Here is a 26,966-nt window from a genome sequence, read left to right on the forward strand (position 1 = left end):
TCGAGCCAGTCCTTGTGGTAAATGCAGGACAGCAGGGCGGGGCACACAGTGAACGCAGCAAAGCCGAGCGCATGGGTTGCGGCGTTCAGCCAGGCCGGTTTCACGATTAATAAGCGCTGCACAAGGTTGCAGGCGTTTTAGGACTGTACGGAGGTCGACTTGGACAAGAACATGAAAATCCTCATCGTCGATGATTTCTCGACGATGCGACGGATCATCAAGAACCTCTTGCGTGATCTGGGGTTCACCAACACGGCAGAGGCTGACGACGGCACCACCGCGTTGCCGATGCTGCAGAGCGGCAGCTTCGATTTTCTGGTAACCGACTGGAACATGCCGGGCATGACGGGCATCGACCTGTTGCGCGCGGTGCGTGCCGACGAGCGACTCAAGCACCTGCCTGTGCTGATGGTCACGGCGGAAGCCAAACGCGATCAGATCATCGAGGCCGCGCAAGCCGGTGTGAATGGCTATGTAGTCAAGCCGTTCACCGCTCAGGTGCTCAAGGAAAAGATCGAGAAAATCTTCGAGCGGGTTAACGGCTGATGTCTGCCGCGAGGTTGTTATGGAACACCATGAATCTAACGAGGTTGACCTCGAGTCGACCCTGAAAAGCAATGCCCGCCAACTGGTCGACAGCCTCGAACAGGGCAACTTTGGCGAAGCCGTACAGCTGATCAACGAACTGAACAAGGCGCGCGACCGGGGTCTTTACCTCGAAGTCGGCAAGCTCACTCGCGAGTTGCACAACGCGATCGTCAACTTTCAGCTCGATCCCCGGGTACCGCATGCCAAGGAAGTCTCGCAGATCGCCGATGCGACCGAGCGCCTGAACTATGTGGTCACCATGACCGAGCGTGCGGCCAACCGCACCATGGACCTGGTCGAGCAGAGTGCGCCGCTGGTCAACGACCTGAGCAGCGAGGCCGATTCGCTCGCCGAGGATTGGGGCCGTTTCATGCGCCGCGAAATGAGCGCCGAGGCGTTCCGTGAACTGGCCAAGCGCATCGAGCTGTTCCTGGCGCGCAGCCAGCGCGACACCAGCAAGTTGTCGGGGCATCTCAACGACATTCTGCTGGCGCAGGATTACCAGGACCTGACCGGCCAGGTGATCAAGCGCGTCACCCAGTTGGTGACCGAGGTCGAGAGCAATCTTCTGAAACTGGTGCTGATGGCCAGCCAGGTCGATCGCTTCGCCGGTATCGATCACAACCACGAAGAGCTGCGTGCCGAGCAGAACAAAGAAAAAAATCCGTCCCGCGGTGAAGGTCCGCAGATTCATGCCGATAAGCGTGATGACGTCGCCTCTAACCAAGACGACGTCGACGATTTGCTGTCCAGTCTGGGTTTTTAGGAGCACGTCATATGAGCTTCGGCGCCGATGAAGAAATCCTCCAGGATTTCCTGGTAGAGGCCGGCGAAATTCTCGAGCAATTGTCCGAGCAGTTGGTGGAGCTGGAAAGCCGCCCGGACGATATGAACCTGCTCAATGCGATTTTCCGAGGGTTTCACACGGTAAAAGGTGGTGCCGGCTTCCTGCAGCTCAATGAGCTGGTGGAGTGCTGCCATATTGCCGAGAACGTGTTCGACATCCTGCGCAAGGGCGAGCGCCGTGTGGACGCCGAACTGATGGACGTGGTGCTCGAAGCGCTGGACGCCGTCAACGGCATGTTCGCCGAAGTGCGTGAGCGGGTGGAACTGACGCCTGCCTCGCCGCAGCTGCTGGCTGCGCTCTCGCGCCTGGCCGAGCCGGGTGGTGCCGAGCCAGAGCCTGCGCCTGCAGCAGTGGCGGCCGAGCCGGAACCGGCGCCTGCAGAACCCGTTGCGGCCGCAGTCGAGCCTTCGGCAGATATCTCTGACCGCGAATTCGAGCAATTGCTCGATGCCCTGGGCGATGAATCGCCAGCGCCAGCCAGCGCCTCGACCGACGAAATCACCGATGACGAGTTCGAGTCGCTGCTCGACCAGCTGCACGGCAAGGGCCAGTTCGCGGCACCGGCCGCTGCGCCGGTGGCGGCCGCGGAGCCGGCGGCTGCCGCGCCGGGCGATGAAATCACCGACGACGAATTCGAAGCGCTGCTCGATCAACTGCACGGCAAGGGCCAGTTCGTCGCGCCTGCCGTGGCACCGGCTGCCGAGCCGGTCGCAACGCCGGCCGCCGAGCCCGCGGCTGCGGCAACGCCGGGCGACGAAATCACCGATGACGAATTCGAGGCGCTGCTCGACCAGTTGCATGGCAAGGGCCAGTTCGTCGCGCCTGCCGTAGCAGTGGCCGCCGCGCCTGCTGCCAAGCCGACGCCTGCCCCCGAGCCAGCCAAGGCCGCGCCGCCCGCAGCCAAGGCCGAATCGGCCAAAGCGGCTCCAGCCCCTATAGCCAAGCCCGAGCCAAGCAAGGCAGCTCCTGCCGCCGCCAAGGCGGAAGCCAGCAAACCGGCGCCGGCACCAGCGGCGGCCGGCGCACCGGCCAGCGAGGCGGAAACCACCGTTCGCGTCGACACCGCCCGCCTGGACGAGATCATGAACATGGTCGGCGAGCTGGTGCTGGTGCGCAATCGCCTGGTGCGCCTGGGGCTCAACAGCGGCGACGAGGCCATGTCCAAGGCGGTGTCGAACCTCGACGTGGTGACCGCCGACCTGCAGACCTCGGTCATGAAGACCCGCATGCAGCCGATCAAGAAGGTCTTCGGGCGCTTCCCGCGCCTGGTTCGCGACCTGGCCCGTCAGCTCAAGAAGGAGATCAACCTCGAGCTGGTGGGTGAAGAGACCGACCTGGACAAGAACCTCGTCGAGGCCCTCGCCGACCCGCTGGTGCACTTGGTGCGCAACGCCGTCGACCATGGCGTGGAAAGCCCCGATGAACGCGAGGCCGCCGGCAAGTCGCGCACCGGCCGGGTGGTGCTGTCCGCCGAGCAGGAGGGCGACCATATCCTGCTGATGATCACCGATGACGGCAAGGGCATGGACGCCGACGTATTGCGCAGCAAGGCCGTGGAAAAGGGCCTGCTGGACAAGGACGCGGCCGATCGCCTGACCGACCTGGAATGCTACAACCTGATCTTCGCCCCCGGTTTCTCGACCAAGACCGAGATCTCCGACGTCTCCGGCCGCGGTGTGGGCATGGACGTGGTGAAGACCAAGATTTCCCAGCTCAACGGCACGGTCAACGTGTTCTCGCAGAAGGGCCAGGGTTCGAAGATCGTCATCAAGGTGCCGCTGACCCTGGCGATCATGCCGACGCTGATGGTGATGCTGGGCAACCAGGCGTTCGCCTTCCCGCTGGTCAACGTCAACGAGATCTTCCACCTCGACCTGTCGCGCACCAACGTGGTCGATGGCCAGGAAGTGGTGATCGTGCGCGACAAGGCGCTGCCGCTGTTCTATCTCAAGCGCTGGCTGGTGAGCAGTGCGGCGCACGAAGAGCAGGGCGAAGGCCATGTGGTGATTCTCACCGTGGGCAACCAGCGCATCGGCTTCGTGGTCGATCAGCTGGTCGGCCAGGAAGAGGTGGTGATCAAGCCGTTGGGCAAGATGCTCCAGGGCACGCCCGGCATGTCCGGCGCGACCATCACCGGTGACGGCCGCATCGCGCTGATCCTCGATGTGCCCAGCATGCTCAAGCGCTACGCACGGCGTCTCTGATCGTCTGCGGCGCGGCGACGGCCGTGCCGCTTAGGAGTGTTTATGGTTGTCAAGGTACTGGTAGTCGATGACTCCGGTTTTTTCCGACGCAGGGTTTCGGAGATTCTCTCGTCTGACCCCAACATCACCGTGGTCGGTACGGCCACCAACGGACGTGAGGCCATCGATCAGGCCCTGGCATTGAAGCCGGACGTGATCACCATGGATTACGAGATGCCGCTCATGGACGGCATCACCTCCGTGCGCAACATCATGCAGCGCTGCCCCACGCCGGTTCTGATGTTCTCCTCGCTCACCCACGAAGGCGCCCGGGTCACCCTGGATGCGCTGGACGCCGGTGCGGTGGACTTTCTGCCGAAGAACTTCGAGGACATCTCGCGCAACCCCGAGAAGGTCAAGCAGTTGCTGTGCGAGAAGGTCCACAGCATCTCGCGCAGCAACCGCCGGGGGTTCGGCACGGCGTCCGTGACGCCGCCTGCCGGTGGTAGCCCGAGCCGACCTGCCGGCGCACCGAGCACGCCCGCAGCGGCCGCGCGGCCGCAGCCGAGCGTCAGCCATGCGCCGGCCGAGCGGCATGCCGCTGCCAGTGCGGCGCCCAAGCGCAAGGGCTACAAGCTGGTGGCGATCGGCACCTCGACCGGCGGCCCGGTTGCCCTGCAACGCGTACTGACTCAGCTGCCGGCCAATTTCCCGACGCCCATCGTGCTGATCCAGCACATGCCGGCGGCCTTCACCAAGGCCTTTGCCGAACGCCTGGACAAGCTCTGCAAGATCAACGTCAAGGAAGCCGAGGATGGCGACATCCTGCGCCCCGGTCTGGCCATCCTGGCACCGGGCGGCAAGCAGATGATGATCGACGGCCGTGGCACCATTCGCATCCTGCCCGGTGACGAGCGCCTGAACTACAAGCCCTGCGTGGACATCACCTTCGGGTCGGCGGCCAAGTCGTACAACGACAAGGTATTGGCCGTGGTGCTCACCGGCATGGGCGCCGATGGCCGTGAGGGCGCGCGCCTGCTCAAGCAGGGCGGCAGCCAGGTCTGGGCCCAGGATGAAGCCAGCTGCGTGATCTATGGCATGCCCATGGCCATCGTCAAGGCCAACCTGGCCGATGCGGTCTATCCCCTCGATGATATCGGTCGCCATCTGGTCGAGGCCTGCCTCTGATGGATGTGCTGAGCCTGATCGGCGTCATTCTGGCGTTCGTCGCGATTCTTGGCGGCAATTACCTGGAAGGCGGTCATGTCTCGGCACTGCTCAACGGCCCGGCGGCGCTGATCGTGATCGGCGGCACCCTGGGCGCGGCCTTGCTGCAGACGCCCGTGGCGGTGTTCAAGCGCGCCGTGAGCATCCTGCGCTGGATCTTCGCGCCGCCGCAGATCGACCTGGCGGGCGGCATCGACCGCGTGGTGAACTGGAGCATGACCGCGCGCAAGGAAGGCCTGCTGGGTTTGGAGGCGGTCGCCGATGGCGAAGCCGACCCCTATGCGCGCAAGGGCCTGCAACTGCTGGTCGACGGCGCCGAGCCGGAAGCCATTCGCAGCATTCTCGAGGTGGACCTCTACACCCAGGAAAGCCGCGACATCCAGGCCGCCAAGTTCTTCGAGTGCATGGGCGGCTACGCACCGACCATCGGCATCATCGGTGCGGTCATGGGCTTGATCCACGTGATGGGCAATCTGGCCGACCCCAGCCTCTTGGGTAGCGGCATCGCCGTGGCGTTCGTTGCCACCATCTACGGTGTGGCCATCGCCAACCTGCTGCTGCTGCCGATCGGCAACAAGCTGAAATCGGTGGCGCTGCGCCAGTCGGCGTACCGGGAGATGCTCCTGGAGGGCATCCTGTCCATCGGTGAAGGTGAAAACCCGCGGTCCATCGAGCTGAAGCTGCAAGGCTTCATGAGCTGATCATGGCCCGCCGACGCCATCACGAAGAACACGAGAACCACGAGCGCTGGCTGGTTTCCTATGCCGACTTCATCACCTTGCTGTTCGCCTTCTTCGTGGTGATGTATTCGATTTCGTCGATCAACGAAGGCAAGTACAAGATCCTCTCGGAGACCCTGACCGGCGTCTTCAACCAGCCGGATCGTTCGATCAAGCCCATTCCGGTGGGCGACGAGCGCCCGCGTACCACCGAGCCGGATCGCTCGATGGTCGACGAGGCGGCGCCGCAGCAGATCGCCGCCTCGACCCTGCAGAACATCGCCGACAGCATTCGCGATGCCTTCGGCGGGCTGTTGCAGAGCGATCAGCTCAAGGTGCGCGGCAATGAACTGTGGATCGAGATCGAACTGAGTTCCGGACTGTTGTTTCCCAGCGGTGACGCGCTGCCGAACGACGAGGCCTTCGAGATCATCGAGAAGATCGCCAAGATCCTGGCGCCCTATGGCAACCCCGTGCATGTCGAGGGCTTCACCGACAACCAGCCGATCAGAACCGCGCAGTACCCCACCAACTGGGAGCTGTCCGCGGCCCGTGCCGCGAGCATCGTGCGCATGCTGGCCATGGATGGCGTCGATCCGTCGCGCCTGGCGGCCGTGGGCTATGGCGAGTTCCAGCCCGTGGCCGATAACGCCACGGCGGAGGGCAGGGCGCGCAATCGCCGGGTGGTGTTGGTGGTCTCGCGTAATCTCGATGTACGGCGTAGTGTGAGTGGCGTGGGGAGCGCCAATGCGCAGCCCGATGCTGCGCTGCAGCGCGCTGGCACGCAACCTGCTACAGGGCTTGCAGCACCGGCGTCCGCCAGCGGCACCGTCAATTCCCCGTCGCCAGTCCCTGCAATGGGCAATTAGTCTCGGCCAGGCCAGGCCTGCCCCCGGGAGGATGAAGATTATGAGAGTGTGGGCTGTATCCAATCAGAAAGGCGGCGTGGGCAAGACCACTTCGAGCATTGCCCTGGCCGGCCTGCTGGCCGATGCCGGCAAGCGCGTGGTGGTGGTCGACCTCGATCCCCATGGTTCGATGACCAGCTACTTCGGTCACGACCCGGACTCCCTGGAAAACAGCAATTTCGACCTGTTCCAGCATCAGGGCAACGTGCCGGAAGGCCTGCCCAAGCAGTTGCTGTTGCCCACCAGCCACGAACGCATTTCCCTGCTGCCGTCGAGTACCGCGCAGGCCACCCTGGAGCGTCAGTCGCCGGGGCAGAGCGGCCTGGGCCTGGTGATCGCCAAGAGCCTGGCGCAGCTGTGGCAGGACTTCGACTATGCGGTGATCGACAGCCCGCCATTGCTTGGCGTACTGATGGTCAATGCCCTGGCGGCCAGTCAGCAGCTGGTGATTCCGGTGCAGACCGAGTTCCTCGCGGTCAAGGGCCTGGAGCGCATGGTCAACACCCTGACCATGATCAACCGCTCGCGCAAGCAGGCGCTGCCGTACACCATCGTGCCGACGCTGTTCGACCGTCGCACCCAGGCGTCGCTGTCGACCCTGCGTCTGCTCAAGCACACCTATCCCGAGCAGCTCTGGCAGGCCTACATTCCGGTCGATACCCGCCTGCGTGACGCCAGCCGCGCCGGCCTGACGCCGTCGCAGTTCGATGGCAACAGCCGTGGCACCATCGCTTACCGTGCGCTGCTCAAGCATTTGCTGGCGCAGCAGCCCGCCTCCCAGGTGGCCTGATCATGGCGGCTGAATATTCTGCGCGAACCGGCTCAAGTCTGCCGCCCCAGCGGCCGATAGCTCATACAGAACTCTTCTGCAGGTTGCCTTCATGAGTCGTTCCACTGCTACCGCAACTCGGCCCCAACTGGCGCTGCAGTCTTACCTCGATGGGTTGCTGCAGGACGCCGCGATCGAACTCGAACAAACCCTCGAGCACAGCACCCTCGATGAATTCGAAGCCGCCGTGCTCGAGGAGCAGGTGCGTGATGCGCAGCTGGCGCCACGCACCGAAGCGCCTGCGCTGGCCCTGGTTCCGCCGGCTACCGCCGAGGTGGCGAGCGAGCCGCGCGTCGAGGTGGTCGAAACGGTGGCCGAGGTGGTCGCCCCGGTCGTGGTCGAGCCCATTGCCATGCCACCGGTGGTCGAGCCGGTCGCCGACGTGCATCGCCCGGCCCCACAGCTGTTCCTGACCCAGCCCGACGGTCGCCCCGATTGGGCTGAAGAGCCGTTCGAATGCCTGTTGTTCGACGTCGCCGGCCTGACCCTGGCGGTGCCGTTGGTCTGCCTGGGCTCTATCTACCCGCTGGCCGGCCAGGATCTGACACCTTTGTTTGGCCAACCCGACTGGTTTTTGGGCATACTGCCATCACAGTCTGGCAACCTGAAGGTGCTCGATACCGCGCGCTGGGTGATGCCGGATCGTTACCGGGACGATTTCAAGCAGGGCCTGCAGTACGTGATTTCCGTACAGGGCTACGAGTGGGGCCTGGCGGTTCATCAGGTCAGCCGCTCGATTCGCCTCAACCCGGACGAGATCAAATGGCGCAGCCAGCGCGCTCAGCGACCCTGGCTGGCCGGTACCGTGATCGAACACATGTGTGCGCTGCTGGACGTCGCCGCGTTGGCCGAACTGATCGCCAGCGGCGGCGCCAAGCGTATGCACAACGGGCAGATACACTGATAACGGTCGTACGCGCGATGGCGTGCGTGCGATCATCTGAATAGCGGGACTCCCGCGCACCGCAACGCGCGGTCAATGACGAGGCTAGGCCATGAAGAAAAGCTCTGCACAAGGCGCTGAAGATCCGATCCTGCAGTGGGTCACCTTCCGTCTGGACAACGAGACCTACGGCATCAACGTGATGCAGGTGCAGGAAGTGCTGCGTTACACCGAAATCGCCCCGGTACCGGGTGCGCCGAGCTACGTGCTGGGAATCATCAACCTGCGCGGCAACGTGGTCACCGTCATCGACACACGCCAGCGTTTCGGCCTGGACTCCTCCGACGTCACCGACAACACCCGGATCGTCATCATCGAGGCGGACAAGCAGGTGGTGGGTATCCTGGTCGACAGCGTGGCCGAAGTGGTCTACCTGCGTCAGTCCGAAGTGGAAACCGCACCGAACGTCGGTAACGACGAATCGGCCAAGTTCATCCAGGGCGTGTGCAACAAGAACGGCGAGCTGCTGATTCTGGTAGAACTGGACAAGATGATGACCGAGGAGGAGTGGTCGGAGCTGGAGAGCATCTGAGGTGCTCGAAGCCGCGCTCATCGTTCTCGCCCTGGTCTGTGCCGGGCTGGTGGGTACTTGCGTCTGGCTTGCCGGACGTTTGCGCCTGGCAAGCCAGCTGCAGGCCGAACGCGATGCCCAGCGCGACCAGCGTATTCGCGAGCTGGGCAAGCGCCTGGATACCTACCTGACCGGTAGCATCCGCATGGGCGAAGAACTGCATGAGCTGCGCCGCACCGTTGCACCGTTGCCGGACAAGCTCACCCAGATCGAGCAGCGCGACCCTACCAGCCTGTCGTTCACTCAGGCTGCGCGGCTGGTCGGCATGGGCGCCAGCGCCGACGACCTCACCCAGTCCTGCGGCCTCAGCAAGGCCGAAGCGGATCTGGTCGCCAAGCTGCATCAGGCGCGCCGCTCCTAACCTGTGGCTGGTTGCTCGCGATCTTTTGGGAACGGCGACCTCGCCACGGATCCTGTTTACGACGCCGGTCTTGCAACAAGGCCACAATCCTTTCGCGCCGGGTCGGCGCTCCCACGCGAGTAAGGGGATGCCCGCGATCTCGTAGGAGCGGCGACCTCGCCGCGAATAGTGCGTACAACGCCGCTCTTGCAGCAAGGCCGCAATCTTTTCGCGCTGGGTCGGCGCTCCCACGCGAGTAAGGGGATGCCCGCGATCTCGTAGGAGCGGCGACCTCGCCGCGAATAGTGCGTACAACGCCGCTCTTGCAGCAAGGCCAAAATCTTTTCGCGCCGAGGTCGGCGCTCCCACAGGGGCGCTGGCAATCTGGGGCGGAGCGCCGTAGTCAGCGCCCGGTTTTCTTGCCCGGCCCTTCGAGCCTCAACGGTCCGTCCTTGGGTTTGCCTCGTGGGTCGAAACCCGCCGGGAACTTGCCTTTCAGGTACCAGGCGAAGGCGATGATTTCCGCGATGCAGCGATACAGCTGCTCGGGAATCGCTTCGCCCAGTTCCAGGCGTGCGAGCAGGCGCACCAGTTCGGCGTTTTCGTAGATCGGCACATCGTGGGCGCGGGCGATGGCCAGTATGGCCTCGGCCAGCTCGTCGTCGCCCTTGGCGCTGAGGTTGGGGGCGTTCTGGCCATCGTAGGTGAGGGCGATGGCCTGGCGTGGGGCTTTATGGCTCATGCGGTTTCATCGACCCAGCGTTGTTCCAGGGAGGTTTTCGGGCCCTGGGGCGGCGTGCCCAGGCTGCACACCAGGTCGCCTACCGTCAGGCCGGCGGCCACCAGGCGTTCGCGCAGGTTGCCCAGTTCGCGGTCGATCAGCCCGGCGGTGCTGGCGCGCTCGGCCCACAGTTGGCTGGACAGGCTGCCATGGGCCAGCTGCGCCTGCACCTGCAGCGGCCCCAGGGGATCGAGGTCGAACGCCAGGTCGATACGCCACAGCGCTTCCTTGGGATCCTGCTTGCCGGAGGGCGCCGGCTCCTCGTGCTGAATCTTCACCTGCAACGGCACCAGTTCGTGCTGATTGCGTATCGGCACTTCCATCTGCCAGGTGGTCAACAGCTGGCCCTCGGGGCCGACCTGGCTCTGTGAGAGGCTCGACAACTGGTGGGTCTGCAGGCGCGAGATGGCGGCGGCCGCGAGCTTGAGCAATGCCTCCAGGTCGGCCTCTTCATCCATGGATTGCAGCAGGCGGCTGGGCAGGGGAAAACTCATCGCCTGCTGGCGGCCGCTGCTCTGGCCGATATTGCCCAGCACGTTGCGGGCGAAGGCCGGCAGCGCCTGGGTCATGGCATTGGCCGAGGCGGTTGCCGCGGCCAGGGGCGCGGCACCGGGCAGCAAGGGCAGCAACTGGCTGACCAGGCGCAGCAGGTTGGCCTTCATGTCGGTGCCCAGGCCGCCGGTCTGGCCGGCCAGCAGTTTGCTCTCGAGAAACAGCCCGCTGTTTTCCAAGGCCTTCATCAGACTCTTGCCATCGCTCATCTGCTCGCCAGTCGGCAGGCCTGCCAGCAGCTTGTCGATGCTGCCCTTCAAGCCTTCGGGCAGGCCGCCCTGGCCACCCATGCCCTTGAGCGCCGCCATCAGGCCTTCCAGTGAGCCCTGACGGCTTTGCTGGTTGCCGAGTTGCTGGAGCAGGGCGAGCTGGTCGAGGCGGCCACTGAGCGGTAGAAAGGCAAGGGACTGATCACCCTGCACCCGGGCGCTGAGCAGGCTGCCAGGCGGCAGGTCGAGGCTGGTTTCCAGGCTCAGGGTCTTGCCGGCCATCCCGGTGTTGAGCAGGTTGACCAGCACTTTGAAGACGGTGGCCTGGGCAGCCTGGACGGGCAGCGCTTCGCGAGAAAGCACCTTGCCTTGCAGCAGGGTGCCAACGGGCAGTTGCTCGAGGTCGATGCTGGTCAGCGGTTTGTTGCCGCCGGCCAGGACGGCCAGCGCCAGGCGGGTATCGGAGAGCGCGGTGACGGCCAGCGCGGTACCCTGGGCGAGCGGCTGCGGGCTGCTGGCCTGCAGGGTCGCCTGGCGGCCACCGTCCAGGGTCACGCGCAGCATCAGCTGGAAGTTCTGCGCGCCTTCCCTGACGCCAACCACCTCGGCCTTGGCGCTTTCCCCGGCCGCCATCAGGCCGTCCAGGGGTTTGAGCAGCTTTACCGCCAGGTCGGCGGCACTAACTGCGGGTCTGCTGGCCGCCGGCGGGGGGGCGACAGGACGCGATCCACTGATCTCGGTCATTAAGTCTCATACTCTGGGCCCAATGCACACTGCGGGCGAGCAGGGCGGGCATGTATACTCGCGGCCAATCCGAACGTCCGCAACAGTATAGCGGCCGCAATCGTCCCGACTTGAACCAGGTGCCCGCGTTGTGAGCAGTCCCTTTCTCGAAGCCACTGCGCTGTCCTGCGAACGGGACTGGCGGCTGTTGTTCGAGAATCTCGACATCAGGCTGGACGCCGGGCAGATGCTGCAGGTCTCCGGGCCCAACGGCAGCGGCAAGACCAGCCTGCTGCGGGTGCTTGCCGGTCTCAGGCCGCCCTCCAGCGGCACCGTCCGTGTCAAAGGCCAGCCCCTCGCCAGCTGCAGCGGTGACCTGCTGTGGATCGGCCATGCCGCAGGCATCAAGGGGCTGCTCAGCGCCGAGGAAAACCTCGCCTGGCTGTGTGCCCTGCATCGTCCCGCAAGCCGCGAGCAGATCTGGCAGGCACTGGAGGCCGTCGGGCTGCGCGGTTTCGAAGACGTGCCCTGTCATACCCTGTCTGCCGGCCAGCAACGCCGCGTGGCACTGGCACGCCTGTATCTGGACAGCCCGCCGTTATGGATTCTCGACGAGCCCTTTACCGCCCTGGACAAGCATGCAGTCAGCCAGCTCGAAGACCATCTGGCTGCACATTGCAGAGCGGGCGGTCTGGTGGTCCTGACCACCCACCATTCGTTGAGCCGGATGCCGGATGGCTACCGGGATCTTGATCTGGGACAGCATGGCCCATGAATAGCGTGTTTATGCTGCTGGTCATGCGCGAGGCGCGGCTGCTGTGTCGGCGCCCTGCAGAGCTGGCCAATCCACTGGTGTTCTTCGCTATCGTCATCGCCCTGTTTCCACTGGCCGTCGGGCCGCAAACGCAACTGCTGCAAAGCCTTTCGCCCGGCCTGGTGTGGGTCGCGGCGCTGCTGGCGGTACTGCTGTCCCTCGATGGCCTGTTTCGCAGCGACTTCGAGGACGGCTCCCTGGAGCAATGGCTGCTTTCCTCGCACCCCTTGCCGGTGCTGGTGCTGGCCAAAGTCATGGCCCACTGGCTGTTTTCCGGCCTGGCCCTGGTTTTGCTGTCGCCGCTGCTGGCCTTGATGCTCGGCCTGCCGGGACGCTGCCTGCCGGTATTGCTGGCTTCCCTGCTGCTGGGTACGCCGATTCTCAGCCTGCTGGGCGCCATTGGCGCCGCCCTGACGGTGGGCCTCAAGCGCGGCGGGCTGTTGCTGGCGCTGCTCATTTTGCCTTTGTACATCCCGGTGCTGATTCTTGGCAGCGGGGCCTTGCAGGCGAGTCTGCAAGGGTTGCCGGTAGCCGGGCATCTGCTCTGGCTGGCCAGCCTCAGTGCACTGACGGTAACCCTGACACCCTTCGCCATAGCCGCCGGCCTGAGTATCAGCGTCAGCGAGTGATTGAACGTGCTACCGAGGATGGCCGCCGGGCCCTGACCTTGGAGAATGATGAGTGACCTGATGAACTGGACATGGTTTCACAAGCTGGGCTCGCCCAAATGGTTCTACGAGATCAGTGGCCGCTGGCTGCCCGGCCTGGCCATTGCCGCCACCGTGTTGTTGGTCGTGGGCACGGTGTGGGGCCTGGCCTTCGCGCCGCCGGACTACCAGCAGGGCAACAGCTTCCGAATCATCTACATCCACGTCCCGGCGGCGTTCCTGGCCCAGTCGATCTACGTGATGCTGGCGGTAGCCGGCCTGGTCGGCCTGGTGTGGAAGATAAAACTGGCCGATGTGGCCCTGCAGCAGGCAGCGCCCATCGGCGCCTGGATGACCGCCATCGCCCTGATCACCGGCGCCGTGTGGGGCAAGCCGACCTGGGGCACCTACTGGATCTGGGATGCGCGCCTGACCTCGATGCTGATCCTGCTGTTCCTGTATTTCGGCGTGATCGCCCTCGGCCAGGCGATCAGCAACCGCGACAGCGCCGCCAAGGCCACCGCGGTGCTGGCAGTGGTCGGGGTGATCAACATCCCGATCATCAAGTACTCGGTGGAGTGGTGGAACACCCTGCACCAGCCGGCCACCTTCAGCGTCATCGACAAGCCGGCGATGCCGGTGCAGATGTGGTTGCCGCTGTTGATCATGGTGCTGGGCTTCTACTGCTTCTTCGCGGCGGTGCTGCTGCTGCGCATGCGTCTCGAAGTGCTGCGCCGGGAAGCGCGCAGCAGCTGGGTGAAAACCGAGATTCGCGCGCTGGTGGAGGGCAAACGATGAGTTTCGCGTCATTCGCCGACTTTCTCGCCATGGGTAACCATGGCGCTTACGTGTGGTCGGCCTACGGGATCTGCCTGGTGGTGCTGGTGCTCAATGTACTGTTGCCGCTGCGCGCCAGGCGCCGTTACCTGCAGGATGAGGCGCGCCGTATGCGCCGGGAGGAGTCACGTTGAACGCCGTCCGCAAGAAGCGCCTGTTTATCGTCCTGGCCATCGTTGCCGGCGTCGGTATCGCCGTGGCGCTGGCGCTGAGCGCCCTGCAGCAGAACATCAACCTGTTCTACACCCCGACGCAGATCGCCAACGGTGAAGCGCCGGTCGATACCCGCATTCGTGCCGGTGGCCTGGTAGAAAAGGGCTCGGTGAAACGCTCCAGCGATTCCCTGCAGACCGACTTCGTGGTCACCGATGGCGCGGCGCAGGTGACCATTCGCTTCCACGGCATCCTGCCGGATCTGTTTCGCGAGGGGCAGGGCATCGTTGCCATGGGCAAGGTCGATGAGAGCGGCATCCTGCTCGCCGATGAAGTGCTGGCCAAGCACGACGAGAACTACATGCCGCCCGAGGTCAAGCAGGCCTTGGAGCAGAGCGGCATGAACAGGCACTACGAGAAAACCGGGGAGGCCCCACGATGATTCCCGAACTCGGTCATCTGGCGATGATCCTGGCGCTGTGCCTGGCCCTGGTGCAGTCCACGCTGCCGTTGATCGGTGCCTGGCGCGGCGACCGGCAATGGATGAGCCTGGCGCAGCCGGCGGCCTGGGGGCAGTTCGCCTTTCTGGCGTTCGCCTTCGCCTGCCTGACGTATTCCTTTATGCTCGACGACTTTTCCGTGGCCTATGTGGCGCAGAACTCCAACACGGCGCTGCCCTGGTACTACAAGTTCAGCGCCGTGTGGGGCGCCCACGAGGGCTCGCTGCTGCTCTGGGCGCTGATTCTCGGCGGCTGGACCTTTGCCGTGGCGATCTTCTCGCGGCAGTTGCCCGAGGAAATGCTCGCCCGCGTGCTGGGCGTGATGGGTATCATCAGCGTCGGCTTCCTGCTGTTTCTGATCGTCACCTCCAACCCCTTCACCCGCTTGCTGCCGAACGTGCCGGCCGATGGCCGCGACCTCAATCCGCTGCTGCAGGACTTCGGCCTGATCATCCACCCGCCGATGCTGTACATGGGCTATGTGGGCTTTTCGGTGGCCTTCGCCTTCGCCATCGCCGCGCTGCTCGGCGGCAAGCTGGACGCTGCTTGGGCACGCTGGTCGCGGCCCTGGACCATCGTTGCCTGGGCCTTTCTCGGCATTGGTATTGCCCTGGGTTCCTGGTGGGCGTATTACGAGCTGGGCTGGGGCGGCTGGTGGTTCTGGGATCCGGTGGAAAATGCCTCGTTCATGCCCTGGCTGGTCGGCACTGCGCTGATTCACTCGCTGGCGGTTACCGAGAAGCGCGGCGTGTTCAAGAGCTGGACGGTGCTGCTGGCCATCGCCGCGTTCTCCCTGAGCTTGCTGGGTACCTTCCTGGTTCGCTCGGGTGTGCTGACTTCGGTGCACGCCTTCGCCAGCGATCCGGAGCGCGGCGTGTTCATTCTCGCCTTCCTGCTGCTGGTGGTCGGCGGTTCGCTGACCCTGTTCGCCTTGCGCGCCCCGGTTGTGCGCAGCCAGGTCGGCTTTGGCCTGTGGTCGCGGGAAACCCTGCTGCTGGCCAACAACCTGATTCTGGTGGTAGCCGCCTCGATGATCCTGCTCGGCACCCTCTATCCGCTGGTGCTCGATGCCCTGAGCGGTGCCAAGCTGTCGGTCGGCCCGCCATACTTCAATGCGCTGTTCGTGCCCTTGATGGGGCTGTTGATGGCCGTGCTCGCGGTCGGCGTGCTGGTGCGCTGGAAGGACACGCCGCTGCGCTGGCTGCTGGGCATGCTCACCCCGGTGCTGGTCGCCAGCGTGATATTGGCATTGCTGGCCAGCCTGGCATGGGGCGATTTCCACTGGGCGGTGCTCGGCGTCTGCCTGTTGGCCGCCTGGGTAACAATGGCCGGGCTGCGCGACATCCAGGACAAGACCCGTCACAAGGGCTTTTTCAAAGGTATGGCCAGCCTGGGCCGCAGTTATTGGGGCATGCAGCTGGCGCACCTGGGGCTGGCGGTCTGCGCACTGGGGGTGATCCTCACCAGCCTGGGCAGCTTCGAGCGCGACATGCGCATGGCACCGGGCGAGGCGGTGGAGCTGGGTGGCTATCGCTTCGTGTTCGAGGGCGCTGCGCACCATGAGGGGCCGAACTTCATTTCCGACCGTGGCACGGTGCGCATCTTCGACGGCGAGCGGCAGATCGCCGTGCTGCACCCGGAAAAGCGCCTGTACACCGTGCAGCAATCGGTGATGACCGAAGCGGGCATCGACGCCGGGCTGACCCGTGACCTGTTCGTCGCCCTCGGCGAGCCGCTGGGGCAGGGCGCCTGGGCGGTGCGTATCCATATCAAACCCTTCGTGCGCTGGATCTGGCTGGGCGCCCTGATGATGGGCTTCGGCGGCTTTCTCGCCGCTGCCGACAAGCGCTATCGGATGAAGGTCAAAACCCGCGTGCGTGACGCGCTGGGTCTGCAGGAGGCACGCGCATGAGACGGCTGATCTTGTTGCTACCGCTGGTGATCTTTCTCGGCGTGGCGGTGTTTCTCTATCGCGGGCTGTTTCTCGACCCGTCCGAGCTGCCGTCGGCATTGATCGACAAACCCTTCCCGGCCTTCTCGCTGCCGGCGGTGGAGGGTGATCAGTTGATCACCCAGCAGAACCTGCTTGGCAAACCGTCGTTGGTCAACGTCTGGGCCACCTGGTGTGTGGCCTGCAAGGTCGAGCACCCGGTGCTCAATAAGCTGGCGGCCATGGGCGTGAACATCCATGGCGTCAACTACAAGGACGACAACGCCGCCGCGCAGAAATGGCTGAGCGAATTCCATGACCCGTACCAGCTCAATATCAGCGACCCCAAAGGCACCTTGGGCCTGGATCTCGGCGTGTACGGCGCGCCGGAAACCTTCTTCGTCGACGCCAAGGGCATCATCCGCCACAAGTTCGTTGGCGTGATCGACGAGGCGATCTGGCGCGAGAAGCTGGCGCCGTTGTACCAGCAGATGGTCGACGAGGCGGGCCAATGAGACGCTTGCTGACCGGCCTGGTTCTTCTGCTCGCGCTGGGTGGCGTCGCCCAGGCGGCCATCGACACCTACGAGTTCGCCAGCGAAGCCGAACGCGCCCGCTACCGCCAGCTCACCGAAGAGCTGCGCTGCCCGAAATGCCAGAACCAGAACATCGCCGACTCCGACGCGCCGATCGCCATGGACCTGCGCGCCGAGATCTACCGCATGCTCGAGGCGGGCCAGAGCAATGCGCAGATCATCGACTACCTGGTCGCCCGCTATGGCGACTTCGTGCTCTACAAACCGCCGGTCAGCGGCCGCACGCTGTTGCTCTGGTATGGCCCGGCAGCGTTTCTGGCCGGTGGCTTCGTGTTGCTGGGGGTGATCGTGCTGCGCCGTCGCAAGGTTGGTGCTGAGGCCTCCACGGGTCTGTCGAGCGATGAACAGCAACGTCTGGCGCAACTGCTCGAGCAGGCGCCTGAGGATAAGAAAGCCCCATGATCGAATTCTGGTTGTCCGCCGGCCTGCTGTGTCTGCTCGCCGTGAGTTTTCTGCTCGTTCCGCTGCTGCGCGGGCGCAAGGTGCAGGCCGAGGAAGACCGCACGGCCCTGAACGTCACCCTCTATCAGGAGCGCCTGGGCGAGCTGGAGCAACAGCACCAGGCCGGCACGCTCGATGCCGCGCAGTTGCAAGCTGCCCGCGACGAAGCCGCCCGCGAGTTGTTGGCCGATACCGAAGGCAGCGAAGCCCGGCAGGGCCGCCGCCTGGGGCGCGGCGTGCCGCTGCTGGCCGCGGCGCTGATGCCTGTGTTGGCCGTGCTGCTTTACCAGCAGTGGGGCGCCATCGACCAGGTGGAGCAGGCGCGCACCTTCGCGGGTGAGCCGCACAGCATCGAGGAGATGACCACGCGCCTGGAACAGGCGGTGCAGAACAATCCTGAATCGGCTGAAGGCTGGTATTTCCTCGGCCGCAGCTACATGGCCCAGCAACGTGCCGCCGATGCGGCGCGCGCCTTCGGGCAGGCGGTCAAGGTCGCCGGCCGGGAGCCGGAGCTGCTCGGGCAGTGGGCCCAGGCGTTGTATTTTGCGGCTGACAAGCAATGGAGCCCGCAACTGGATGCCCTGACTGGCGAAGCCTTGCAAGCGGACCCGGAGGAGGTGACCAGCCTCGGCCTGCTGGGCATTGCCGCCTATGAGGAGCAACGTTTCGCGGATGCCATCGGCTACTGGCAGCGCCTGGTGGCCGTGCTGCCCGAGGGCGATCCCTCGCGGCAGGCGATTGCCGGGGGGATCGAGCGCGCGCGCCAGGAGTTGGGCGCCCAGGGCGGTGATGCCGCCGCCGCACAGCCGCAAGCGGCTGGCTTGCAGGTGCGTGTCGAACTGGCGCCGGCGCTGCGCGACAAGGTGCAGCCCGGCGATACGGTGTTCGTCTTCGCCCGCGCCGCTTCCGGGCCGCCGATGCCGTTGGCGGCCAAGCGCCTGACCGTGGCCGAGTTGCCGGCCCAGGTCAGCCTGGCCGACGGCGATGCGATGATGCCGCAGCTGAAACTTTCCGCGTTCGACCAGGTTCAACTGGTAGCGCGCATTTCGCGCGCCGGCGATGCAAAGAGCGGCGAGTGGATCGGCCAGGGGCAACCGGTGGCCAGTAGCACCCAGGACGTGCAACGCCTTGTCATCGATAGCCCTGACGGCACACCACCATGAACAGACTGATCTGCGCTGCCGTAGCAGCCACCTTGTTGAGCCTTGCCGGCTGTACCTTGCACAGCCCGGCGCCTGGCAAACCCGATGGCGGCCCTTCGGCCCCCGCCGGCTCGCCGCCGGTGAGCAAATCCCATCCCCGCTTCGCGCCGCCACCGGGCGTCTCCAGCCATTGGAACGGCACGCTGGGCGTCTACCAGATCGACTCCGAGCGCAACACCTACTACCGCGAGCGCACCTTCTACCGTTGGCAGGACGGCTGGAGCTGGGCCGGCACCCTGCAAGGGCCCTGGGAGCCGGTGGACAGCACCGGCGTGCCGCCTGCGCTGTATCGCCATCACGCGCAGTAGTTACCCAACAGAAGGGTCGCCTTGGTGCGAAAACGATTGCAGTAATGCTCCGTAACTGCAGCGCTGCCCCAATTCGCGGCGAGGTCGCCGCTCCTACACGATCGCATGAAGTCCACATTGATGTAGGAGCGCCGCCCCGGCGCGAATGAGGGTGCCGCGCTGCAATACCGGCGTCTTATGCAGGATTCGTGGGGAGGTCGGTACTCTCTTGCGATTATCGAACCGCAGTTCGATAATCGCGCATACCGTCTGGACGAGTGACAGTGCCATGCCCGAATCCCGTTCCGTGCCCAGTTCCATGGCGCCGCCGATCATCGCGTCGCCGGCCAAACGCATCGAAGCCTTTACCGGCGATCCCAACTTCATGACCTCACTGGCCCGGGGCCTGGCGGTCATCCATGCCTTTCAGGAACGCAAGCGCCACCTGACCATCGCCCAGATCAGCCACCGCACCGAGATCCCTCGCGCAGCGGTGCGCCGTTGCCTGCACACGCTGATGAAGCTCGGTTACGTGACCACCGATGGGCGGGTCTACTCACTGCTGCCCAAGGTGCTGACCCTGGGCCATGCGTACCTGTCGTCCACGCCCATGGCCGTTACCGCGCAGCCGATTCTCGACCGGCTCAGCGAGCAGCTGCACGAGGCCTGTTCGATGGCCACCCTGGAAGGCGACGAGATTCTCTATATCGCACGCTCGGCGACGCCGCAGCGGCTGATCTCCGTGGACCTGAGCGTGGGCAGCCGGCTGCCGGCCTATTGCACCTCCATGGGCCGTATCCTGCTGGCGGCGCTGGACGATGCGGCGCTGGACGACTACCTGAGCCATGCGGATCTGCAGGTGAAAACCAGCCGTACCCTGCATACCCCGGACGACCTGCGTGCCAATATCGAGGAAATCCGCCGCCAGGGCTGGGTGATCATCGACCAGGAGCTGGAGGTCAGCCTGCGCTCCATCGCCGTACCGCTCAAGGATTCCGCCGGCCAGGTACTGGCGGCGCTCAACGTCGGCACCCATGTGGGCCGCGTGTCCCGCCAGGAGTTGGAAAACCGCTTCTTGCCGATCCTGCTCGAAGCCAGCCACGAGCTGAGCACCCGCCTGTTCCAGTAACCATCGAGATCGTAGCCCGGGTTGAGCGCAGCGATACCCGGGGAGCTGGACGCTACGCCATACCCACCCCGCGGTGCACCCATTCAACAAGCTGATGATGGCTGGGAGGCGCCTGTGCCTTCGCTACACTCGGGCTGTCTTCCATTGGCCAGCAGGGCAGGTTGGGTATGAGCAATCGCATGATGATCACGGGCGCCGGATCCGGCTTGGGGCGCGAGCTCGCGCTGCGCTGGGCGCGCGAGGGCTGGCGCCTGGCGCTGTCGGACGTCAACGACGACGGGTTGGCCGAGACCCTGCGCCTGGTGCGCGAGGCGGGCGGCGACGGCTTCACCCTGCGTTGCGACGTGCGTGACTACAGCCAACTGACCGCCCTGGCCCAGGCCTGCGAAGAGAAATTCGCCGGCATCGACATCATCATCAACAATGCCGGCGTGGCCTCAGGTGGTTTCTTTGCCGAGCTGTCGCTCGAAGACTGGGACTGGCAGCTGTCGATCAACCTGATGGGCGTGGTCAAAGGCTGCAAGGCGTTCCTGCCGCTGCTCGAGCGCAGCCACGGACGCATCATCAATATCGCCTCCATGGCGGCGCTGATGCAGGGCCCAGGCATGAGCAACTACAACGTCGCCAAGGCCGGTGTGGTGGCCCTGTCGGAAAGCCTGCTGGCCGAGCTCAAGCCCCTGCAGGTCGGCGTGCACGTGGTGTGCCCGTCGTTCTTCCAGACCAACCTGCTCGATTCGTTCCGCGGCCCGACGCCCGCCATGAAGGCCCAGGTGGGCAAGTTGCTGGAGAGCTCGCCGATCAACGCCGAGTTCATCGCCGACTATATCTTCCAGGCGGTGGCCGCTGGCGAGTTCATGATCCTGCCCCACGAGCAGGGCCGCCAGGCCTGGGCGCTGAAGCAGAAGAATCCGCAGCTGCTGTACGACGAGATGACCCTGATGTGCGAGAAGATGCGCGCCAAGGCTGCCGGGCAGCGCGAAGCGAAGACGCCTTAAGCCTGTCACGACCTTTGGGTTTCTGGGCGCTTGGATCCCCGTGAATCGGCTGCAAGAAGGCAGAATCGAACATCGTGCGCTTTTGTAGGGTGGACGACGCTTCACCCGTCCACCGCTTCGAAACCGCAATGGTGGATGAAAAAAGCGTCATCCACCCTACGTCCGCTTCCGCCCGTTGCAGTCATTACAGATGCAATTACTGCGAGTAATCCTGAACAGCTTCTCAGGCCATCGCACAGTGCGAGCACTGGCTCGCGCTTGCCCTAATCGAAACGCACGAGTAGGGTTGCCGCCTCGGCTAAACCTGGCCACCTGATCAGGAACTCGTGTGAAACCCGTCTCCCGCGCTTTACTGCTGCTGGCCCTGGTGGCCGCAGCGGTGAACCTGCGACCCGGCATTACCTCGCTGGCGCCGCTTATCGAACGTATCGCTCAGGAACTGTCCCTGAGTCGTGGCTTTATCAGCCTCACCACGGCGCTGCCGGTGTTGTGCATGGGCCTGCTGGCGCCCCTCGCGCCCCGGCTGGCGGTGCGCCTTGGCCTGGAGCGCACCATTACCCTGTGCCTGGCCGCCATCGCGCTGGCGCTGACGCTACGCCTGGTGGGTCACTCCAGCACGATACTGGTCGGCAGCGCGGTGCTGCTGGGGGCCGCCATCGCCATTGCCGGTCCTTTGCTGTCGGGATTCATCAAGCGTCATTTCATCGGTCGCATGGGCCAGGTGCTGGCCTGGTATTCGCTGAGCATGGCCGTGGGTGGCGCCATCGGCGTGGTGCTGACCATGCCGGTCGCCCAGCTGTTCGGCGACGACTGGAGCTATGGCCTGGCCATCTGGGCAGTGCCGGCGGTATTGGCCGTGGTCATCTGGTGCCTTCTGCCCAAGCAGCACGCCGAGCCGCTGAGCAGTGAAGACGCCTCTGCCGGCTTGCCCTGGCGCGAGGGCCGGGCCTGGTTGATCAGCGCCTATTTCGCCCTGCAGGCCGGCCTGTTCTACGCGGTGGCGACCTGGACGGTGGCGCGCTACCAGGAGGCGGGGCTGTCGGCGATGCACAGCAACACGCTGTTCAGCCTGGCCATGCTGATGGGGCTGCCGAGCTCCTTCGTGCTGCCCATGCTGGTACAGCGCCTGAACCGCTACCTGCTGATGGTCGGCTGCGGCTCCCTGACCCTGGTTAGCCTGGTGATGATCACCTTCATGCCCACCTTCGTCCCGGAATTCTGGGCATTGACCCTGGGCTTCGGCATGAGCGGCTCCTTTGCCTTGTCGCTGCTGCTGCCCATCTACGAAGCCGGTTCGCCGCTGGCGGTCAGTCGCTGGACGGCGATGATGCTCGGCTCGGGCTACAGCGTGGCGTGCCTGAGCCCGGTGCTCAGTGGCCTGGCGCGGGATATGTCGGGGACCTACCAGGTGCCGTTCCTGGTACTGACCGGCATGGCGGTGGTGATGGTGCTGCTGGCCTGGCTGATGCGCAAGGGCCCGCGCCGCACTACGGCCTGACCCGTTGTCGCCCGGGTAGCGCGAAGCGAAACCCGGGAGCATGGCTAACCCGTGAGCCCGGGTGATTGAATGATCTCCATCACCGTCCTGACTGGCCGTGCTGCCTGCAGCATTCCCCTGCATCGCGGGCTGTGATAGAAGGCTGCCAGTTTTTAGCGGAGTGCCCCCGTGGAATCGGAATCCATCGTCTACGGCAACATTTGTGACTGGCCGTCGGACAGCCCGGCAGAGAGCCGCCTGCGACGTCTGCTCAACAAGCAGGTGCTCGACGCATTGCCGAGCGGCGACGCCTGGCCGTTTCTGGGGCGCGAGATGTTCTCCTGCTGCCAGCAACCGGGCAGCGGCCTGTACCAGACCCAGGTGATTCACTTCGGCGCCAGTTACCAGACCATCGAATACGAGTGGAAACTGTGGGTCGCCGAGTTCGAAGCGCTGCTCAAGCGCCTCTACTGGGCCAGTGCCGTGGTGCACCTGGAGACCGAGCTGAATGGCACCCACACCTTCCGCTGGGAAGCGGAGTCGGAGAGCGGCCTGCACAGCCCCCAGGACGGCGCGCTGCGCGTGCGCTGTGCCTGGGAGCGGGAAGGAGGATTGCGCGGGTAACGCCGCGCCCCGGCTCGAAAGCGATGGTGGCCATACCGCCATCGGCGTCGTACCCACCATTCGCCGCGCAGTCGCGGCTCCTACAACAATTGCAGGTGGCGTACTCGCGTAGGAGCGTCGCCCCGGCGCGAAACGATGGTGGCCATACTGCGATTTATGGCGTTGCCACGACCCAATCGCCGCGGGACGCGGCTCCTACAATGATTGCAGGTAGCGCATCGCCCGCTTCGACGCGTCTACACTGCCAAAACTGCAGACTCCAAGGAGGGATTCTTATGAGCGTCGAGCACAGCGCAGGGCATCGGCTTCGTTTGGGGCGATGGTCGGTACCCGGTCAGTACTATTTGATCACCACCGTGACAGCCCACAGAAAGCCGATTTTCAACGATTTCCACTTGGCAAGAATGCTGATCCGAATCATCCAGCAGGACGCTCTCGCAGGATCCCATACAACCCTCTGTTATGTTGTGATGCCTGATCACCTGCACTGGCTGTTCGATTTGCGACAGGGAACGCTTTCAAACTTGGTCGGTAGGGTGAAGTCGCTATCTGCAAAATACTATGGCGGGAAGATCTGGCAAAAAGGTTTTCATGACCATGCACTGCGCAAAGAAGAAGACGTGCTTGACGTGGCCCGCTATATCGTGGCGAATCCCATACGCGCTGGACTGGTAACGCGAGCAGGCGATTACCCTCATTGGGATGCGATCTGGCTTTGATCACCCCAACCTGATCAAAGGTATCCACCACTCCTATAGACGCATCGCCCCCGGCGCGAAACGATGGCGGCCATGCTGCGATTACGGCGTTGCCACGGCCATTCGCCGCGGGGCGCGGCTCCTACAATGATTGCAGGTGACGCACCGCTCGCGTAGGAGCGTCGCCCCGGCGCGAAACGATGGCAGCCATGCTGCGATTACGGCGTTGCCACGGCCATTCGCCGCGGGGCGCGGCTCCTACAATGATTGCAGGTGGCGTACCGCTCGCGTAGGAGCGTCGCCCCGGCGCGAAACGATGGCGGCCATGCTGCGATTACGGCGTTGCCACGGCTATTCGCCGCGGGGCGCGGTTCCTACAATGATTGCAGGTGGCGTACCGCTCTTGTAGGTGCGAGCGGCCCACCACTCGGCGTCAGCCCTCGTCCTGCTCCAGCCACTCCTTGGGTACGTCACGCTTGAGCGCCAACTGGCACTGTTGGCTTTCCGGGTCGAACACGATGACCGCTTCGCCTTTGTCGAGCGCCCGGCGCACGCGTGTCACCCGGGTGTCCAGCGGTGTTTCATCGCCATTGTCGGTGCCGTCGCGGGTGACGAAGTCCTCGATCAGGCGGGTGAGGGTATCTGCCTCGAGCAGGTTGGCGGGGATCAGCACGGGTTTCTCCTGAGGCGCGGGTGGCCTCTGACCATAGAATGCATGCTTGGACGGCGCCTGCAGGGATTTGATCACCTTTCATGCCTTGCGCCTGCAGCTAGTCAGCGCGAATCGCCGCGCTCGTCAACAATGCTGCACAGTCAACGACTTACCTTCACCTGCCGGAATCGGTGGCAATCGATTCAAGACGTCGGGCACATTTTCAGAGCTGGTGATTTTTTAGGCTGTTCAAAAGCTGATCAGCGTGCTACAACCTTTCCATCGAGTGACATAGCCGCTTGAAAACGAAGGGAAAAGTATGACCAAGTCGGAGTTGATCGAAAGAATCGTCACCCACCAAGGGCAGCTTTCAAACAAAGATGTCGAGCTGGCCATCAAGACCATGCTGGAACAGATGTCCCAGGCGCTGGCGACCGGTGATCGCATCGAGATCCGTGGCTTCGGCAGTTTCTCCCTTCATTACCGCGCTCCGCGGGTGGGTCGTAACCCCAAGACCGGGCAATCGGTACGCCTGGATGGCAAGTTCGTTCCGCACTTCAAGCCGGGCAAGGAATTGCGTGATCGAGTGAACGACGAGGACGAGTGATTCCCGTCCGGGTAACGCGCCGGCGACGTTCCTTGGCTTATCCGCATTCCTTCTCTCAACGCCCTATGCAATTGGCGCCGGGTCATGTCATTGACCTGTCAGGCAGCGGTATCGGTTGACCGCGCCGTCCTTCAAATAAAGTCCCCTCCGACCCTTCAGCCTCCTCTGGCCCAGTCGATATGGTGTTGATGCCGTCGCCTGTCTGGCGAGCGCAGCTCATCTTTCCCTGTCCAGGTGTGCATATGAACTGGTTTTACGACGCCAAGATATCTACCAAGCTGTATCTTGCATTCGCGCTTTGCGCCTCCATCACCTTGATCGTTGGCGTTGTCGGTAGCCAGGGAATCGGCTCATTGTCTTCTAGCTTGCAGTCAGTGTTCTCCAACAACCTCGTGTCGGTCGCCAAGACCGCTGAGGCACGCTCCAATGCGGTGGCGCAGAGCCGCGATCTCTACCGTCTGCTGGCGGCTGCCACGGCGGGAGGCGATGCAACCGAACGAAGCGCCATCCTCGCGTCCATGAGGGAGAACCGCCAGACCAGCGAGCGTGCATTCGCCGCCTACCGTGCCACGCCCCTGGCGGATGACGAGCGAGCCGCCGGCGACCGTATGGAAAAGGACTGGCCGGCCTATCAGGCGATCATCGATCGCGCGGTGGCCACCATCGAACGCGGTGACCTGGCCGCCGCCAAGCAGTTGATGTCCGGTGAAATGCATGAGGCCTATCGCACCGTCATCGACGAGATGGGCATCATGGTCGAATCCAACAACCGTCAAATCGCCGAGGGCGCCCAGGCTGCACGCGAAAGCGAGGCGGCTGCCAAGCTCAACCTCTATATCGGTATCGGTGTCGCCTTTATCGCGGCCATCCTGCTGGGGATGTTCATCAGCCGGGTGATCAGCGCGCCTATCGCATCGGCAGTTCGCAATGCCGAGCGAATCGCCGGCGGCGACCTGACCAAGACCATCGAAAGTGGCCATCGCGATGAAGCCGGCCAGTTGCTGACCGCGCTCGGGGCGATGCAGAACGGCCTCAAGGGCACCATCCAACAGATTGCCAGCGCGGCGGACCAATTGGCCTCGGCGGCTGAAGAACTCAACGCCGTGACCGAGGAGAGCAGCCGCGGCCTGACCCGTCAGAACGACGAGATCCAGCTCGCAGCCACCGCCGTTACGGAAATGTCCGCCGCGGTCGAGGAAGTGGCGCGCAACGCCACCTCGACGTCCGAAGCCTCCCGGCACACCAGCAAGGAGGCGGCCAGCGGCCGTGACCAGGCACGGGATGCGGTCAAGGCGATCACCAGCGTGAACGACGAGATCGGCAACTCCACGGTCATCGTCGACGAGCTGGCCGGTAGCGTGCGTGATATCGCCAAGGTGCTCGACGTCATCCGCGGCATCGCCGAGCAGACCAACCTGCTGGCGCTCAACGCGGCCATCGAAGCGGCGAGGGCGGGCGAGCAGGGGCGTGGTTTCGCCGTGGTGGCCGATGAAGTGAGAGCCCTGGCGGCGCGCACCCAGTCCTCCACCGGAGAGATCGAGGCGATGATCGCCAGCGTGCAGTCGCGTGCCGACGACGCGGTCAAGGCCATGGGCAACAGCCGCACCCTGGCCAACAGCACCCAGGAGCTGGCCCGCGCCACGGGCGAGTCCCTCGAGCGCATCGCCCAGAGCATCGCCGAGATCAATGACCGCAACATGCTGATCGCCACGGCCTCCGAAGAACAGGCCAACGTCGCGCGGGAGGTCGATCGCAACCTGATCAATATCCAGGACCTGTCCACCCAAACCGCCGCCGGCGCCAACCAGACCAGCGCGTCCAGTCAGGAGCTGTCGCGCCTGGCCGTGTCGTTCAACAACCTGGTCAGCACGTTCAGGCTCTGAAGCTTTTCGCGGCTTTGCAAGCTAATGGGCGGCAGCCAAGCGCAGGCTGCCGTCCGGCATAGCATTGTGGGAGCG

30 protein-coding genes are annotated in these 26,966 nt (G+C 64.3%); 27 read left to right on the forward strand and 3 right to left on the reverse strand.

Going from position 1 to position 26,966, the window contains the following annotated elements; all coding sequences use genetic code 11:
* The first annotated feature begins 171 nt into the window (after positions 1–171).
* The 10 genes from K8U54_RS22135 to K8U54_RS22180 all read left to right on the forward strand — a co-directional run bounded on the left by K8U54_RS22135 (position 172) and on the right by K8U54_RS22180 (position 9,176).
* Complete coding sequence (locus tag K8U54_RS22135; RefSeq protein WP_170829026.1) at positions 172–546, forward strand: chemotaxis response regulator CheY; 375 nt, start codon at positions 172–174, stop codon at positions 544–546.
* A 19-nt stretch (positions 547–565) separates the two neighbouring features.
* Positions 566–1,354: a protein phosphatase CheZ gene (locus tag K8U54_RS22140; protein ID WP_249907823.1), complete on the forward strand. Its 789-nt coding sequence runs from the start codon at positions 566–568 to the stop codon at positions 1,352–1,354.
* An 11-nt stretch (positions 1,355–1,365) separates the two neighbouring features.
* Positions 1,366–3,639, forward strand: a complete 2,274-nt coding sequence (locus K8U54_RS22145) for a chemotaxis protein CheA (protein WP_249907824.1) — start codon at positions 1,366–1,368, stop codon at positions 3,637–3,639.
* Between the two features lie 42 nt (positions 3,640–3,681).
* A complete protein-coding gene (locus K8U54_RS22150) occupies positions 3,682–4,806 on the forward strand; it encodes a protein-glutamate methylesterase/protein-glutamine glutaminase (protein WP_249907825.1) in 1,125 nt (374 codons plus the stop codon).
* A complete protein-coding gene (locus K8U54_RS22155; protein WP_249907826.1) occupies positions 4,806–5,546 on the forward strand; it encodes a flagellar motor protein in 741 nt (246 codons plus the stop codon). The genes K8U54_RS22150 and K8U54_RS22155 overlap by 1 nt, the downstream gene beginning before the upstream one ends.
* Complete coding sequence (gene motD, locus K8U54_RS22160; protein ID WP_249910495.1) at positions 5,546–6,433, forward strand: flagellar motor protein MotD; 888 nt, start codon at positions 5,546–5,548, stop codon at positions 6,431–6,433. The genes K8U54_RS22155 and motD overlap by 1 nt, the downstream gene beginning before the upstream one ends.
* Positions 6,434–6,473: 40 nt before the next feature.
* Positions 6,474–7,262, forward strand: coding sequence for a ParA family protein (locus K8U54_RS22165; RefSeq protein WP_249907827.1), 789 nt, complete (start codon positions 6,474–6,476; stop codon positions 7,260–7,262).
* A gap of 91 nt (positions 7,263–7,353) precedes the next feature.
* Positions 7,354–8,205, forward strand: a complete 852-nt coding sequence (locus K8U54_RS22170) for a CheW domain-containing protein (protein ID WP_249907828.1) — start codon at positions 7,354–7,356, stop codon at positions 8,203–8,205.
* Between the two features lie 91 nt (positions 8,206–8,296).
* A complete protein-coding gene (locus tag K8U54_RS22175; RefSeq protein WP_013791056.1) occupies positions 8,297–8,776 on the forward strand; it encodes a chemotaxis protein CheW in 480 nt (159 codons plus the stop codon).
* Position 8,777: 1 nt separating this feature from the next.
* On the forward strand, positions 8,778–9,176 hold the full coding sequence (locus K8U54_RS22180; protein WP_249907829.1) for a DUF2802 domain-containing protein: 399 nt from the start codon (positions 8,778–8,780) through the stop codon (positions 9,174–9,176).
* Between the two features lie 382 nt (positions 9,177–9,558).
* Here the strand turns inward: K8U54_RS22180 and K8U54_RS22185 are convergent, their stop codons facing one another.
* Both K8U54_RS22185 and K8U54_RS22190 read right to left on the reverse strand, forming a co-directional pair.
* Entirely contained in the window at positions 9,559–9,897 is a 339-nt protein-coding gene (locus tag K8U54_RS22185; protein WP_249907830.1) for an EscU/YscU/HrcU family type III secretion system export apparatus switch protein, read from the reverse strand.
* Positions 9,894–11,441, reverse strand: coding sequence for a flagellar hook-length control protein FliK (locus tag K8U54_RS22190; RefSeq protein ID WP_249907831.1), 1,548 nt, complete (start codon positions 11,439–11,441; stop codon positions 9,894–9,896). Before K8U54_RS22190 ends, K8U54_RS22185 begins: the two co-directional genes overlap by 4 nt.
* 130 nt (positions 11,442–11,571) lie before the next feature.
* Between K8U54_RS22190 and ccmA the strand changes: the two genes are divergently transcribed.
* From ccmA to K8U54_RS22265, 15 genes are all read left to right on the forward strand, one after another.
* Complete coding sequence (gene ccmA / locus K8U54_RS22195) at positions 11,572–12,195, forward strand: cytochrome c biogenesis heme-transporting ATPase CcmA (RefSeq protein WP_249907832.1); 624 nt, start codon at positions 11,572–11,574, stop codon at positions 12,193–12,195.
* Positions 12,192–12,863 carry a heme exporter protein CcmB gene (gene ccmB / locus K8U54_RS22200; RefSeq protein WP_249907833.1) on the forward strand — a complete coding sequence of 224 codons (672 nt, stop codon included), beginning with the start codon at positions 12,192–12,194 and terminating at the stop codon, positions 12,861–12,863. Before ccmA ends, ccmB begins: the two co-directional genes overlap by 4 nt.
* A 57-nt stretch (positions 12,864–12,920) precedes the next feature.
* Positions 12,921–13,679 carry a heme ABC transporter permease gene (locus K8U54_RS22205; RefSeq protein WP_249910496.1) on the forward strand — a complete coding sequence of 253 codons (759 nt, stop codon included), beginning with the start codon at positions 12,921–12,923 and terminating at the stop codon, positions 13,677–13,679.
* Positions 13,676–13,852, forward strand: coding sequence for a heme exporter protein CcmD (gene ccmD, locus K8U54_RS22210; RefSeq protein ID WP_249907834.1), 177 nt, complete (start codon positions 13,676–13,678; stop codon positions 13,850–13,852). The genes K8U54_RS22205 and ccmD overlap by 4 nt, the downstream gene beginning before the upstream one ends.
* On the forward strand, positions 13,849–14,313 hold the full coding sequence (ccmE, locus tag K8U54_RS22215) for a cytochrome c maturation protein CcmE (RefSeq protein WP_249907835.1): 465 nt from the start codon (positions 13,849–13,851) through the stop codon (positions 14,311–14,313). Before ccmD ends, ccmE begins: the two co-directional genes overlap by 4 nt.
* Positions 14,310–16,283: a heme lyase CcmF/NrfE family subunit gene (locus tag K8U54_RS22220; RefSeq protein ID WP_249907836.1), complete on the forward strand. Its 1,974-nt coding sequence runs from the start codon at positions 14,310–14,312 to the stop codon at positions 16,281–16,283. Before ccmE ends, K8U54_RS22220 begins: the two co-directional genes overlap by 4 nt.
* Positions 16,280–16,816 (forward strand): DsbE family thiol:disulfide interchange protein, encoded by a 537-nt coding sequence (locus K8U54_RS22225; RefSeq protein WP_249907837.1) that lies wholly within the window; start codon positions 16,280–16,282, stop codon positions 16,814–16,816. Before K8U54_RS22220 ends, K8U54_RS22225 begins: the two co-directional genes overlap by 4 nt.
* Positions 16,813–17,298, forward strand: a complete 486-nt coding sequence (locus K8U54_RS22230) for a cytochrome c-type biogenesis protein (protein WP_249907838.1) — start codon at positions 16,813–16,815, stop codon at positions 17,296–17,298. The genes K8U54_RS22225 and K8U54_RS22230 overlap by 4 nt, the downstream gene beginning before the upstream one ends.
* On the forward strand, positions 17,295–18,500 hold the full coding sequence (gene ccmI, locus K8U54_RS22235; protein ID WP_249907839.1) for a c-type cytochrome biogenesis protein CcmI: 1,206 nt from the start codon (positions 17,295–17,297) through the stop codon (positions 18,498–18,500). Before K8U54_RS22230 ends, ccmI begins: the two co-directional genes overlap by 4 nt.
* Positions 18,497–18,847 (forward strand): hypothetical protein, encoded by a 351-nt coding sequence (locus tag K8U54_RS22240; RefSeq protein ID WP_249907840.1) that lies wholly within the window; start codon positions 18,497–18,499, stop codon positions 18,845–18,847. Before ccmI ends, K8U54_RS22240 begins: the two co-directional genes overlap by 4 nt.
* 268 nt (positions 18,848–19,115) lie before the next feature.
* The gene (locus K8U54_RS22245) at positions 19,116–19,955 is read left to right on the forward strand and encodes an IclR family transcriptional regulator domain-containing protein (protein ID WP_249907841.1); all 840 of its coding nucleotides are present in this window, start codon (positions 19,116–19,118) and stop codon (positions 19,953–19,955) included.
* A gap of 167 nt (positions 19,956–20,122) precedes the next feature.
* Complete coding sequence (locus K8U54_RS22250) at positions 20,123–20,950, forward strand: SDR family oxidoreductase (protein ID WP_249907842.1); 828 nt, start codon at positions 20,123–20,125, stop codon at positions 20,948–20,950.
* 328 nt (positions 20,951–21,278) lie between these two features.
* Positions 21,279–22,448, forward strand: a complete 1,170-nt coding sequence (locus K8U54_RS22255) for an MFS transporter (protein WP_249907843.1) — start codon at positions 21,279–21,281, stop codon at positions 22,446–22,448.
* 168 nt (positions 22,449–22,616) lie between these two features.
* A complete protein-coding gene (locus K8U54_RS22260) occupies positions 22,617–23,051 on the forward strand; it encodes a hypothetical protein (RefSeq protein ID WP_249907844.1) in 435 nt (144 codons plus the stop codon).
* A 275-nt stretch (positions 23,052–23,326) separates the two neighbouring features.
* Entirely contained in the window at positions 23,327–23,770 is a 444-nt protein-coding gene (locus K8U54_RS22265; RefSeq protein WP_249907845.1) for an REP-associated tyrosine transposase, read from the forward strand.
* A 412-nt stretch (positions 23,771–24,182) separates the two neighbouring features.
* On the opposite strand, the gene K8U54_RS22270 is transcribed toward K8U54_RS22265, so the two are convergent.
* Positions 24,183–24,422, reverse strand: coding sequence for a YheU family protein (locus K8U54_RS22270; protein WP_249907846.1), 240 nt, complete (start codon positions 24,420–24,422; stop codon positions 24,183–24,185).
* A gap of 298 nt (positions 24,423–24,720) precedes the next feature.
* Between K8U54_RS22270 and ihfB the strand changes: the two genes are divergently transcribed.
* Both ihfB and K8U54_RS22280 read left to right on the forward strand, forming a co-directional pair.
* Positions 24,721–25,008, forward strand: a complete 288-nt coding sequence (gene ihfB / locus K8U54_RS22275; protein ID WP_070886319.1) for an integration host factor subunit beta — start codon at positions 24,721–24,723, stop codon at positions 25,006–25,008.
* A 242-nt stretch (positions 25,009–25,250) separates the two neighbouring features.
* A complete protein-coding gene (locus tag K8U54_RS22280) occupies positions 25,251–26,891 on the forward strand; it encodes a methyl-accepting chemotaxis protein (protein WP_249907847.1) in 1,641 nt (546 codons plus the stop codon).
* Positions 26,892–26,966: the final 75 nt, after the last annotated feature.

This window comes from Pseudomonas fulva, assembly GCF_023517795.1.
GTDB classification, from domain to species: domain Bacteria; phylum Pseudomonadota; class Gammaproteobacteria; order Pseudomonadales; family Pseudomonadaceae; genus Aquipseudomonas; species Aquipseudomonas fulva_D.